The organism is Chryseobacterium sp. DT-167 (genome assembly GCF_058310155.1).
In genome coordinates this window covers 135,618-149,064 of record NZ_JBZEEQ010000003.1, presented here as the reverse complement: position 1 = coordinate 149,064, position 13,447 = coordinate 135,618, and the positions used below count along the sequence as shown (strand labels likewise).

The following is a 13,447-nucleotide window of genomic DNA, read 5'->3' as shown; positions in this document are numbered from 1 at the left end:
AATTTAGAACTTGTTTAATATTATAATTTATATGTTCCAGAAACAATGTTTGTCATTCCGCTGGAACTTAAATATTTAAATTTAAGAGCTATTGAAATTCCTACAGAATAACAAAAGCATTATTTATTCTTATAATCTGTTAAAAATTTATCCGATATGAGTTCCGGGAGGCAAAACTGCTCCTTTTTTCACGCAGACAATTCCGTCCTGTACAGAGTGCGTTCCGTAGTCTCCGTCACTGAGATGTTTACCTCCGATAATCCTTACATTATCTCCGATGTAACAGTTTTTATCAAGAATTGCTTTTTCAATATAACAGTATTTTCCGATTCCCATATTTGGCAGACCATGCCTGTCATTTATAACAATTTCGGCGGTATTCTGATAAAAATCAGCTCCCATTACATATGAGTTAACAATTGTACTGCCTTTATCAATTCTCGTTCTGTTTCCGATCACAGAATTTTCAATTTTATCCGCTAAAATGATACAGCCGTCGCCAAAAACAGCCTTACTTACATAAGAGCCGTTGATTTTTGAAGGCGGAAGCATTCTCGCTCTGGTATAGATCGGGGAAGATGAAAACAGATTAAACTGAGGGAAATCCTGGCAAAGATCCAGGTTTGCTTCATAGAAAGACTCAATGGTTCCAATATCCGTCCAGTAACCTTCATACTGATAGCTTAAAGTACTGTATTTACCAATAGAACTAGGGATGATATCTTTACCGAAATCGTCTCCTGCTCCGTCTTCAAACATTTTCTTTAAGATAGATTTAGTAAAAATATAAATTCCCATTGAGGCGAGATATTCTTTTCCGTCAGCTTTATTTTTATCAGAAACTTCAGACTGCAGACCATCTAAAAGCTCATAACTTGGCTTTTCAATGAATGATGTGATATTGCCTTCGTCATCAGATTTTAGAATTCCGAATCCTGTGGCGTCTTTTGCATGTACAGGAATGGTTGCAATCGTTACATCCCCTCCTTTTTCAATATGGAAATCAAGCATGGCATTAAAATCCATCTGATACAGCTGATCTCCGGAAAGAATTAAGATATATTCATAATCGTATTTTTCCAAATGCTTCATCGATTGGCGCACTGCATCGGCAGTTCCCTGAAACCAGCTTTCGTTTTCTACATTCTGCTCGGCAGCTAAAATATCTACGAACCCTTTGCTGAAAATATCAAAATGATATGAGTTTTTGATATGAGCATTTAATGATGCCGAATTAAATTGCGTTAAAACTAGGATTTTATTTAATCCTGAATTTAAACAGTTTGAAATGGGGATATCAACCAATCTGTACTTTCCGGCAATGGGTACAGCAGGTTTTGATCTTGAGTATGTTAACGGGAAAAGCCTTGTACCTCTTCCCCCTCCTAAAACGATTGAAATAACATTTGGATTCATAAATTTATTTGTGGTTTACCTTATTATTAGTATATTTTTTGACTTCTTAATTACATTTCAATCATTCTTCAATGCGAAAAATTTAACACTATTTTACGCTTAAATTAAATAATTTAATCTTTAAATTCTGAAATTTTAGTTCTTATATAAAGCTATATATTTTTCTGCAGATTTCTCCCATGCAAAATCAAAATTCATATTTGAAAGCACAAGGTCGTCCATTGCTTTTTTCTGATTATAAATTGCTAAACCGCGAATCATTGCATGAATAATATCATCAACTCCCGGATAGGTAAAATTTAATCCTGAACCGCCAGTAGAAATATCTTTCACAGTATCTCTCAATCCACCGGTATAGCTTACCACAGGAACCGTTCCGTAGCGCATTGCATACATCTGATTGAGACCGCAAGGCTCTACCCTCGAAGGCATCAACAAAAAATCTGCCGAAGCGTATATTTTGTGAGACAAATATTCTTTATATCCTATATCTGTAGCAAAATTGGCGTAAACGTAGTTTAATTCCTTTAATTTATCTTCAATATAAGAATTCCCGGAACCTAAAACCATAATATTAAGCGAACCATAAGTCTGCTTGATACTTCTCCATACCACTTCAGGAAGCAAGTCTGCTCCTTTTTCTGTAGCAAATCTTCCTATGAACGCAAAAAGCGGTAAATCAGGATTCAGACCATATTCTTTGCAAAGTTTTTGTTTATTTTTCTTTTTAATTTTAAGAACATTTTTTTTATTAAAATTAAAATCAAGCATAGGATCGGTTTCGGGATTCCAAACATCGGTATCGATACCGTTGATGATTCCGTACGCTTTACCAAACTCGTCTCTCACCAAACTCTCAAGACCTTTAAAACTTACAAAAAGTTCCTCAAGATACCCTTCCGAAACTGTAGTGAATGCATGAGAACATTTGATCATACTTGCTAAAGGATTGATAAACCCGTTCCAGTCTAGTAGTCCCCATTTGTAATGATCAAATGCGGGCATGAAATGCATCATATCCCAAAGCATCATTCCCTGATATTCTCCGTTATGAATCGTTCCGATGGTCTTCACACCTTTTAAAAAACCAAATTCAGGACAATGCTCTACCATAAAGGGAACCAATCCTGTATGGTAATCGTGACAGTGAAGAACATCCGGACGAATCTTCATTGCAGTCAGCCAATGCAAAACGCCGTGCTGAAAAGCCAGAAACTGAAAACTTTCGTCCTGATATCCGTAAGGATTTTCGCGATCTAAAAGTCCGGGAATTTTAACCAAAAACAACTCAAAACCTAAAGTGTTTGTTTTCTCTTTCATTACCTGAACCTGAAGCATATTTTGCCCCTGATGAATGAAGCCGTCAAAAACCACTTCAAAGTCATGATCGTATATAAAAGCTTTGTTGTACCACGGCATTACTACTTTGGCATCAACATCTTTTATCTTATTCTGATATTTCGGAAGTGCTCCCACAACATCTGCTAAACCTCCGACTTTGGCTACGGGATAACATTCTGTGCTAAGGTGATAAATTGTCATTCTTATTTTATAATTTAATTATTTTAAGAAATTATCTTTAAAAACTTTTATTAAGATTTTGATTTAACTCAAATAAATATACAGCCTCATCATCAATAATCTGATTTTTAATAATGATACTTAATTTTTCTGAATGAAATGTTATACGACTATACATATCAAGATTATTAACGTCAAAAACTAACGAATTATCGAATTCAAATCTTTTGAATTTCCATTCTAAAAATCCCTCTTCTGAATCATCATCCTTATTTAACCATTCAGTATTTTCAATCTGCTTATTAGTATAAAATTTAAATTCAAAAATATTCTGATTTAAAAGATCCTGAATAATGTAAGCAGTTTTCTGTCTGTCACAAACAAAAAGAATTTCAAAAACTTTATTTTCGAAAAAAGAAATCTTGTTCCTCTCAATTTTAATCTCAAAAAAATAAATTTCTTTTTTGAGTTTTGCGTCAGTCAAAGGTGGATTAATACCAGCATCAGAAAACGATTTTAACGTTTCCTCATCAAAGTCTGTTCTTATGATTAAATCTTTGATATCATCATAATCTTTACCTAAAATATCTGAAACCTGAATCATTTTTTGTGTTGCTTTATTCTTTGAATCTTATACTTTTTATCTTTTTTCATCTTCAAAACGATTCCTGCAAGTGGCGGCAATTTCAGGGAAACTGATTTCGGTCTGTTCATCCATTCTTCATTTTCTTCTTTGAAAACGATACTTTCTACCCCACTTCCGGCATATTTTACATCATCGGAATTGAAAATTACATCCCAATGAGTTCCGGCATTGACGCCAACTTTATAATCAAAACAGTTTGGAGTAAGATTGAGAATCACCATCAAAACATCATCTCTTTTCTTTCCTTTTCTTAAATAAATATATACCGAATTATCAGTATCATCAGCTTCTACCCATTCAAACCCATTTTGATTAAACTGATTTTCGTAAAAGGCTGTTTCGTTTTTATATAAATGATTCAAATCTTTAACCAAATTCTGCAAACCTTTGTGAACGGGAAAATCCAGCAAATGCCAGTCTAAGCTTTGTTTAAAATTCCATTCACCGGTCTGTCCGAATTCATCTCCCATGAAAAGCAGTTTTGCACCAGAATGAGTAAACATATACACAAATAAAGCCCGCAGATTGGCAAATTTTTGCCATTCATCACCTTTCATTTTATAAATAAGACTCGCCTTTCCGTGTACAACTTCATCATGTGACAAAGGCATCATATAATTTTCATTGTACATATACATTGATGCAAATGTCAGTTTATGATGAGTATTTTTTCTGTTTTCATATTCTTCTTTGAAATAATCCAGCGTATCGTGCATCCAGCCCATCATCCATTTCATCCCGAAACCTACTCCGCCGTCATGAACGGGTTTTGTCAGTAAAGGAAAATCTGAACTTTCTTCTGCAATTGTAATAATACTGTTGCCAAATTCTTTGTAAACTGCAGTATTGAATTCCTGCAGAAAAGCTTTGGCTTCAAGATTGACGTTTTCGCCGTAAATATTTGGTTCCCATTCGCCCTCATTTCTTGAATAATCAAGATGAAGCATCGATGTTACTGCATCTACACGCAGACCGTCTGCGTGATAACGGTCAAGCCAAAACATGGCATTTGAAATCAGAAAAGATTTAACCTCGTTTCTTCCATAATTAAAAATGTAAGATTTCCAGTCCGGATGAAAGCCTCTGCGTGGATCTTCAGGCTCATAAAGATAACTTCCGTCAAAACGATGCAAACCATTGGCATCACCGGGAAAATGAGAAGGAACCCAGTCTAAAATAACTCCGATATCGTTTTTGTGAAGCTCATTAATTAAAAACATTAAATCCTGTGGCGAACCGAAGCGGGAAGTTGCAGCAAAAAAACCGGTAATCTGATATCCCCAACTCGGATCGTACGGATATTCCATCACAGGCATGAATTCTACGTGAGTAAAGCCCAAATCTTTAATGTAAGGAACCAATTTCGCAGCAATTTCTCTGTAATTAAGAAATCTTTCAGGATTATCGATGTCTCTCATCCAAGATCCCAAATGCATTTCGTATACGGAAATGGGAGATTCGAGACTGTTTTTTTTCCAGCGGTTTTCAAGCCAGAGATCATCATCCCATTCGTACCATGTTGTAGAAACCAATGAAGCAGCCTGGAGATTCTGTTCCCAGCTCAAAGCATAAGGATCACTTTTTTCTAAAATTGTCCCTAAGCTTTCTATCGCATATTTGTAAAGAGTTCCCCAGGTAAGACCGGCAATAAAGCCCTCCCAGATCCCAGACCCATCCCATCTTGGGAAAAGAATATGATCCTGATGATTCCAGTTATTAAAATTACCAATCACCGAAACTTTTTTGGCATTGGGAGCCCAGACTGAAAAGTACACTCCTTTCACTCCGTCTTTTTCAACTGAATGTGCCCCAAATTTTTCGTACAGACGATAATGCTTCCCCTCCCTAAAGAGATATACATCATGATCAGTAAAAAGCGTATACGTTTTTACAGAGTTCATCATAGTGTTTTTTTAACCCGACAGCATCATTAACTATCTTACAAAGACCAGAGAATATTATGTTAACCGGCTTATTTAGTAGTTTCGATGACTATCAAATATATGAATTTTTCTCTGGTAAAAGTTTAGTTTTTTTATTAATTTTAAATAACTTACATAAAAAGATTTTTATACATTTATCGGCTTAACGAATTATTTAGCTTTAAACACAAAAATGAAGTTTATACTTTACACAGAGGAAGCAGATGAAAGACCGATATTTATAACGGGTAACTTCAATATCTGGAATCCCAAAGACCAGCGTTATCAACTGATACAGACAGATCAAAACAATTATTACCTCGAAATAGCTGATGAATTCTTGCCGGAGATTGTTGAATTTAAATTCACAAAAGGAGGCTGGGAAAATGTAGAACTTGACAAATACGGAAGCATTACGCCAAACAAAAAAGTACAGAAGTCAGAAGGAACTTTTTCGCATACCGTAGAAAAATGGAGGTTTAATTGGGGACCATTTAAACAGGAATTCTTTCCTATTGTTGAGATTATTTCAGAAGAATTCTATATTCCTCAGCTTGAAAGACACCGTAAAGTCTGGGCACTTTTGCCTTATGATTATTATGTTTCAGACAAAAAATATCCGGTGCTTTATCTTCAGGATGCTCAAAATCTGTTCAATGAAGGAAGCCCATACGGAAACTGGGAAATCGACAAAAAACTATCAATTCTGGCAGAATATGGTCGTGGAGATGTGATTATTATTGCCATTGAACACGGAAGTGAAGAAAGAATTAAAGAATACATTTTTGATAATGACAATATTGCAAACGGGTCTGAAGGCAAAAAATACATCCGCTTTATCACAGACACCTTAAAACCTTTTGTGGATGAGCACTACCGCACCAAAAAAGACCGCGAAAACACAGGAATCGGCGGAAGTTCCCTGGGAGCACTGATCAGCATTTACAGTGGATTTTTGTATCCGGAAGTTTACTCAAAGCTCTTGATTTTTTCCCCTTCACTTTGGGTTGAACCAAATAATAATTTTCCAATGATGAGTTTCAGAGTTCCGTTTAAAACTAAAATTTATCTTTATGGTGGAGAACAGGAAGGCTCTAAAATGGTGAAACGAATTCAGGTTTTTGAAAATTATCTGAAAAGATGGGAAAAGAAAAATCTTTTTGATTTCGAATTTAAAACCAATATCAATCCTGAAGGTTCTCACAATGAATTTTACTGGTCGCAGGAATTTCCGAGAGCGATTGAATGGTTATTTTACAACAATACAGAAAATCCTGTGGAAGTTACCCCGCATCAGGATACAATAGAAAACTAAAACATTATGAAATTATTAAATAAAAGAAATAAGAACTACACGCAGATTTTCGAACTATTCACAGAAGAATCATGGAAAGAAAACAGCAAGAAATACTCCAAAAATATACTGCTCTTTTTTTCAGGAAAGAAAAATGAAATTTTCATCGATGCAAAAGAAGAAACCATCACTTATTTCATAGGGTTTGGAAAGTCTGATCTGCAGAATTTTGAATTTCAGCAGGTCGCAACGAAATTTTCTCAGAGTTACAAGAAAAATTTCCTGGCAGTTTCTACTTTAATTTTAGCAGATTTCATCAATGAAAAACAGTTTGAAGAATTCATAAAAGGACTTTTTCTTGGAACTTACAATTACCCTTTTGAGAAAAACCATCCATTCTGGAACGATAAATTTGAATTTCATTTTGGAAATTTAAGTCAGAAAAAATTAGATAATATAAGCAACAGAGCCGATGCAATTTGTGAAGGACAAACCGCTTGTCAGGATTGGCTCAACAAACCCGCCAATTTAAAAAGACCGGATGCTGTCAATGCTTATCTGAAAAATTTAGCCAAAAAAAATGAACTAAAATACACTGTATTCAACAGAAAAAAATGTGAAGAATTAGGTTTGGGCGCTTTCCTTTCTGTAAATCAGGGGAGCGCTTACGACGCCGCATTCACTATTTTAGAATACAAAACAACTGTAAAAAACGCCAAAACTATTGGTTTGGTCGGGAAATGTGTCTTGTTTGATACCGGCGGAATCTCCATCAAAGCATCCGACAATATGCATTACATGAAATCTGACATGGGCGGTGCAACAGCCGTAATCGGTGCTTTGATTTATGCTTCGCAAATGAAATTGCCCGTCAACATTATTGCCATTTTACCAATCACAGACAATGCTGTTTCCGAAAATGCCTATTTACCAAGCGACGTTATCAAAGCTTATAACGGAAAAACGATAGAAGTTCTGAATACCGATGCAGAAGGAAGAATGACTTTGGCAGACGGACTCTCATATATGTCTAAAAATTACAAAACAGATGTTTTAATTGATCTTGCAACCTTAACAGGGAGTTCGGTAAGAATGTTTGGTGATACTTGCGGAGCCATGTTCTCAAATAATGAAAATTTGAAAAATCTACTGATCAGAACGGGCGATAAAACCAACCAAAGATTATGGAATTTACCTCTATGGGATATCTGGAAAGATGATTTTAAATCTGATGTAGCTGATTTTAAAAATATCTCAATGAAACCTATCGGTGACTGTATTGTTGCGGCAAAATTTTTAGAAGAATTTATAGAAGGGCACAAAAACTGGGCTCACTTAGACATTGCCGGTGTTGCCTTTGGAAATGTAGGATATGCAAAAGATAAGGCTGCAACAGGTTATGGTGTGCAATTATTAGCTGATTTAATTGAAAATTATCACTAAAAATTAGTTTATTTCAAAAAATCTCTGTATAATTGATTAGTGATTTTCAAATACGCATGGAATATTGATTTTTAACATTAAAACATCAATAAAAAATTGCTTTTATTTTTGAATATTCATCAAGAATTAAAAAACATTATATGGAGGAGAAAACTATTGTATGCATTTCGTGCTATTACAAGGGTTATGATTTTATGGACGAAATGAAAAAGCTCGGAAATAAAGTAATCCTGGTTACATCTGAAAATCTCAAGGAAAAAAACTGGCCATGGCATGCTATTGATGAGGTTTTCTATATGCCCGAAATGAAACCGTCTGTCTGGAATCTTGATCATCTTGTTCAGGGATTTTCGCACCTCATGAAAACCCGAAAAGTTGATGCTGTCATTGCATTAGATGATTATGATGTAGAAAAAGCCGCATTAATCCGCGAAACATTCCGTATTCCGGGGATGGGACAGACTACACACCGCTATTTTAGAGACAAACTGGCAATGCGTCAGAAAGCGAAAGATTCAGGAATCAATGTTCCTGAGTTTACAGCCGTTTTTAACGATCAGGAAGTTGAAGATTTCACCAATAAAGTAAGCGCACCCTGGGTTTTAAAACCAAGATCTGAAGCATCTGCATCCGGAATAAAAAAACTGAAAAATAAGGATGAACTTTGGACCGCTCTGGAAAAACTGGGAGAGGAACGTCATCTTTTTCTATTGGAAAGCTTTAAACCCGGTGATGTCTATCATGTTGACAGTCTCACTTTTAATAAAAAAATTGTTTTTACATCGGCTTCAAAATATCTTGCTCCGCCGATGGAGGTTTCGCATGAAGGCGGTGTTTTCAGAACTAAAACTTTGGGAAGATATTCTGAAGAATTTATTGCTCTGGATCAAGCCAATTCTAAAGTTCTGATGAATTTTGGTCTCATGAACGGGGCAACTCACACAGAATTTATCCGTGGAAAAGAAGACGGAAAATGGTATTTCCTTGAAACATCTTCGAGAGTCGGAGGTGCACACATTCCGGATCTGGTAGAAGCATCAAGCAATATCAACATCTGGCGCGAATGGGCAAAGATAGAAGATGCACTTTTGAGAGGCAAAAACTATGAAGTTTCTAAACCTACAGGATATTATTCAGGATTGATCGTTGCTTTAATTAAAGATAAAGAACCGGATTATAATGAATTTGAATGTGAAGAAGTGGTAAAATTTCTTCCGATAGATTATCATGTAGGAATCGTTTATAAATCGAAAGATTCTGAGAAAGTGGTAGAAAGACTGGATCGTGCTGCAGAAAAAATTCATGCCCATCTTCTCAATATTATTCCGCCAAAAGAAAAACCAACTGCGTAACGATTAGTTATTATTAAATTAATTGAAATTCAGCTCATTAATAAATTTACTATATTAATTTAGAGCTTGGTGATAATTAATTAAATTGAGAAAACTTCAATTAAATTTAAATCAAAATCTATAGTACATGCCACATATAGAACACACAGATTATTACTCAAATATTTTAGGAACAAGCCTTAAAGTAGAAGTTACAGGACATTTCGGTTATCCGATTATTATGTTTCCGACTTCGCAGGGACAATATACTCAAAATCATGATTTTCATCTGAACAGCAGCATCAATTGGTTTGTTGAGCAGGGGAAAGTAAAATTATACAACATTCAGACAATTGATGCGTGGAGTTTTTACGATGATAGAATTTCGCCTCAGCAAAGAATCAGAAATTATGAAAAATATGTACAGTTTCTGATTCAGGAATTTGTACCGTACATTCAGAAATTGCATCAGACTCATCGAGTTGCAGTTGCCGGAGCAAGTTTCGGAGGGTATCATGCTTCTAATTTTGCTTTCAGGTTTCCAGACGTAGTTTCTCATTTATTCAGTCTTTCCGGAGCGTTCAGCATCAGAAATTTCATGGATGGATATTCTGACGAGCTTGTATATTTTAACTGCCCGAGAGAATTTGTAAAAAACGATGAAGCATGGAAATACAAACATATGCATATTGTTCTAAGTACTTCAGACGAAGATATCTGCAAAGACAAAAATATAGAAATGGCAGAAATTCTCCGTGCAAAAGGAATTGACTTTTGGTATGATGAAAAAAGGTGGATCAACCACGACTGGCCACTCTGGAGAATGGCATTCCCAACCTTTATTGGAACATTCTTTTCTTAAAATTAAAACTATTCAAAATATTAAAACATTAAAAAACAAATTATGGCAAAAAAAGTAGGAATTTTATTTGGTATGGAAGACACTTTTCCGTGGGCATTTATAGATAAAGTAAACGAACTTGGAAAAGGAGAAATAGTTGCAGAAGCAGTAACAATCGATAAATTGGAGCAAGGTGCAGATTATGGTTATGCGGTTATTATTGACAGAATTTCTCAGGATGTTCCTTTTTACAGAGCGTATCTTAAAAACGCTGCATTGAACGGAACTTACGTCATCAACAATCCATTCTGGTGGAGCGCAGACGAAAAGTTTTTCAACAATGCATTGATGTCTAAACTAGGAATTCCATTACCCAATACAGTTTTGCTGCCTTCATACGAAAGACCAACCGACACTTCGGAAACATCATTCAGAAACCTGAAATTTCCGCATGATTGGGATTATATCTTCAATTATGTTGGTTTCCCGGCTTATATGAAACCTCATGACGGTGGTGGCTGGAAAAGTGTTTACCGAGTAGAAAGTCCGGAAGATCTTTGGGACAAACTTTCTGAAACGGAGCAGTTGGTGATGATGGTACAGGAAGAAATTGTATTTCAGGATTATTACAGAGTATATTGTTTAGGCAAAAAATATGTTCACATTATGCCTTATGAGCCGAGAAATCCACATCATTTGAGATATGCAACTACGCATCAGACAGAAGGGAAAGATTTAGAAAAATTGTTAAAAGTTATTCATGATTATACGATTACAATGAATGAAGCTTTGGGATATGATTTCAATACCGTAGAATTTGCCGTAAGAGACGGAATTCCTTACGCAATTGACTTCTGTAATCCTGCACCAGATGCTGACAGAAATTCTGTAGGAGAAGAAAACTTCGCATGGATCGTTGAGCACTCTGCAAAATTGGCAATCGAAAAAGCTAAAGAATATGTTCCGGGAAAACAAAATATCTCTTGGGGAACTTTCGTGAAAGATTCAGTAAAATAAAAACCATACAAAACACAGGAAAAAAATGCATCAGTTTACTATTGGGATTGAAGAGGAATATCAGATTATCGATTTAGAAAGCAGAGATTTGGTTTCTCATGTTTCAAAAATCATCGAAGGCGGAAAAGCTGTTTTAAGCGAAAACTTAAAACACGAAATGCACGAATCAATGATTGAGATGGAAACCGGAATCTGCCAAAACATTCAGGAAGCACAGGCTGAACTGACAAATCTCAGAAGACACCTCATCAATACAGCTCACGAACAAGGACTTCGCGTTTCCGGTGGCGGAACACATCCGTTTTCAAATTGGGAACACAATACCATCACAAACGGCGAACGTTACAACAAAATTGTTGACGATATGGGAGACGTTGCCCGTGGAAACCTTATTTTTGGTCTGCATGTTCACATCGGAATACCCAATCGTGAAGAAGGGGTAAGAATTCAGAATGTGATGCGTTATTTTCTTCCCCACGTTTATGCGCTTTCTGTAAATTCTCCTTTTTGGATTGGCAGAAATACAGGATTCAGATCTTACAGACAAGAGATTTTCGTTAAATTTCCAAGAACAGGAATTCCAAGTTACTTCAATTCTTTGGCGGAATTTGACAGCTATGTTGATCTTTTGGTGAAAACCGGAACAATTGATAATGCCAAGAAAATCTGGTGGGATTTGCGTGTTCACCCATTCTACCCTACGATTGAATTCAGAATTTGCGATATGCCGTTGAGAATCGAAGAAACGGTTTGTCTGGCTGCAATTATGCAAAGTTTAGTAGCTAAAATTTACAAATTGCATCAACAGAATTTAAGTTTCAGAAGTTACAGAAGATTATTGCTCAATGAAAATAAATGGCGCGCGTCAAGAGACGGAATTCATTCTCATTTAATTGATTTTGGTAAGGAAGAATCTGTACCTTATCCAGATTTGTTAAAAGAATTGCTTGAATTCATCGATGATGTAGTAGACGATTTAGGATGCAGGAAAGAAGTTGAATATGCGTGGAAAATATTAGAAAACGGAACAGGTGCCGACAGACAGCTTAAAGTATTCGAAGAAACCGGTGATCTGAAGAAAGTCGTTGATTATATGATCTCTGAGACCGAATACGGAATCACTCATGGCGGAAATGCTTCATAATATTTTTAATAACTTTGCATAAAATATGAAGTTATGAGAGATGTAAGAATTGCTTTGCTGGATATGAATAATAATCAGGCGAATCAGGGATTTAAAAATATTAAAGAAATATCTGAAGCCTTTCAGCAACAATCTGAAGAAAATATAAGCATTGAAGTTTTTGATGTAAGATTTAAAAATGAAATTCCTAATATTCAAGATTTTGACATTTTTATTTCATCGGGAGGTCCGGGAAATCCGCATAGAGAAGGTCATGAATGGGAACAGAAATTTGCTGATTTTTTAGACTCAGTTTACAAATACAATCAACAGAATGAAGCTAAAAAATTTCTGTTTTTAATCTGTCATTCATTTCAGTTAGCAAGCATTCACTGGAAATTGGGAAATATCTGCAAAAGAAATTCTTATTCATTCGGTGTGATGCCTGTACATAAAACGGAAGTTGGTGAGCAGGAATTTTTATTTAAAAATCTGCCAGAACCTTTCTACGCAGTAGATTCGAGAGCGTATCAATTTATAGAGCCGGATCATAATCGTTTTACAGAATTGGGAATGAAAATCGTGGCAATTGAAAAATTCCGTCCTCATGTAAATCTAGAAAGAGCTGTGATGGCGATTCGTTTTTCAGAAGAGATTTTCGGAACCCAGTTTCATCCTGAAGCAAACCCTGCAGGAATGATTGAGAACCTTAAAGATGAAAAAAACAGACAAGCCATGATCGAAAATTTCGGGATGGAAAAATATCTGGAAACTATTGACAGAATGGATGATGAAGAAAAAATTCTTCTTACCCAGTCACAGATTCTTCCAAGATTTTTGAGATTAGCAAAAAAAAACATTTTGAAAGATCTTGAAGCAATGGCATAAATTTT

At 35.5% G+C, this 13,447-nt stretch carries 11 protein-coding genes; 7 read left to right on the top strand and 4 right to left on the bottom strand.

Going from position 1 to position 13,447, the window contains the following annotated elements:
* Positions 1-147: 147 nt before the first annotated feature.
* The 4 genes from AC4FQ5_RS05410 to glgB form a co-directional block, all read right to left on the bottom strand.
* Positions 148-1,416 (bottom strand): glucose-1-phosphate adenylyltransferase, encoded by a 1,269-nt coding sequence (locus AC4FQ5_RS05410; RefSeq protein WP_491141471.1) that lies wholly within the window; start codon positions 1,414-1,416, stop codon positions 148-150.
* A 135-nt stretch (positions 1,417-1,551) separates the two neighbouring features.
* On the bottom strand, positions 1,552-2,958 hold the full coding sequence (locus tag AC4FQ5_RS05405; RefSeq protein WP_491141470.1) for a glycogen synthase: 1,407 nt from the start codon (positions 2,956-2,958) through the stop codon (positions 1,552-1,554).
* 37 nt (positions 2,959-2,995) lie between these two features.
* Positions 2,996-3,541, bottom strand: a complete 546-nt coding sequence (locus AC4FQ5_RS05400) for a hypothetical protein (RefSeq protein ID WP_491141469.1) — start codon at positions 3,539-3,541, stop codon at positions 2,996-2,998.
* Complete coding sequence (glgB, locus tag AC4FQ5_RS05395; protein WP_491141845.1) at positions 3,538-5,484, bottom strand: 1,4-alpha-glucan branching protein GlgB; 1,947 nt, start codon at positions 5,482-5,484, stop codon at positions 3,538-3,540. The genes AC4FQ5_RS05400 and glgB overlap by 4 nt, the downstream gene beginning before the upstream one ends.
* 214 nt (positions 5,485-5,698) lie before the next feature.
* On the opposite strand from glgB, the gene AC4FQ5_RS05390 reads away from it, so the two are divergent.
* From AC4FQ5_RS05390 to AC4FQ5_RS05360, 7 genes are all read left to right on the top strand, one after another.
* Entirely contained in the window at positions 5,699-6,820 is a 1,122-nt protein-coding gene (locus AC4FQ5_RS05390) for an alpha/beta hydrolase (RefSeq protein WP_491141468.1), read from the top strand.
* Between the two features lie 6 nt (positions 6,821-6,826).
* Entirely contained in the window at positions 6,827-8,242 is a 1,416-nt protein-coding gene (locus AC4FQ5_RS05385) for a M17 family metallopeptidase (RefSeq protein WP_491141467.1), read from the top strand.
* A 140-nt stretch (positions 8,243-8,382) separates the two neighbouring features.
* Entirely contained in the window at positions 8,383-9,594 is a 1,212-nt protein-coding gene (locus tag AC4FQ5_RS05380) for an ATP-grasp domain-containing protein (RefSeq protein WP_491141466.1), read from the top strand.
* A gap of 127 nt (positions 9,595-9,721) precedes the next feature.
* The gene (locus AC4FQ5_RS05375; RefSeq protein ID WP_491141465.1) at positions 9,722-10,435 is read left to right on the top strand and encodes an alpha/beta hydrolase-fold protein; all 714 of its coding nucleotides are present in this window, start codon (positions 9,722-9,724) and stop codon (positions 10,433-10,435) included.
* A 42-nt stretch (positions 10,436-10,477) separates the two neighbouring features.
* On the top strand, positions 10,478-11,431 hold the full coding sequence (locus AC4FQ5_RS05370; protein ID WP_491141464.1) for an ATP-grasp domain-containing protein: 954 nt from the start codon (positions 10,478-10,480) through the stop codon (positions 11,429-11,431).
* Positions 11,432-11,456: 25 nt separating this feature from the next.
* Entirely contained in the window at positions 11,457-12,575 is a 1,119-nt protein-coding gene (locus AC4FQ5_RS05365) for a carboxylate-amine ligase (protein WP_300351257.1), read from the top strand.
* 33 nt (positions 12,576-12,608) lie between these two features.
* Complete coding sequence (locus AC4FQ5_RS05360; protein ID WP_491141463.1) at positions 12,609-13,442, top strand: type 1 glutamine amidotransferase; 834 nt, start codon at positions 12,609-12,611, stop codon at positions 13,440-13,442.
* Positions 13,443-13,447: the final 5 nt, after the last annotated feature.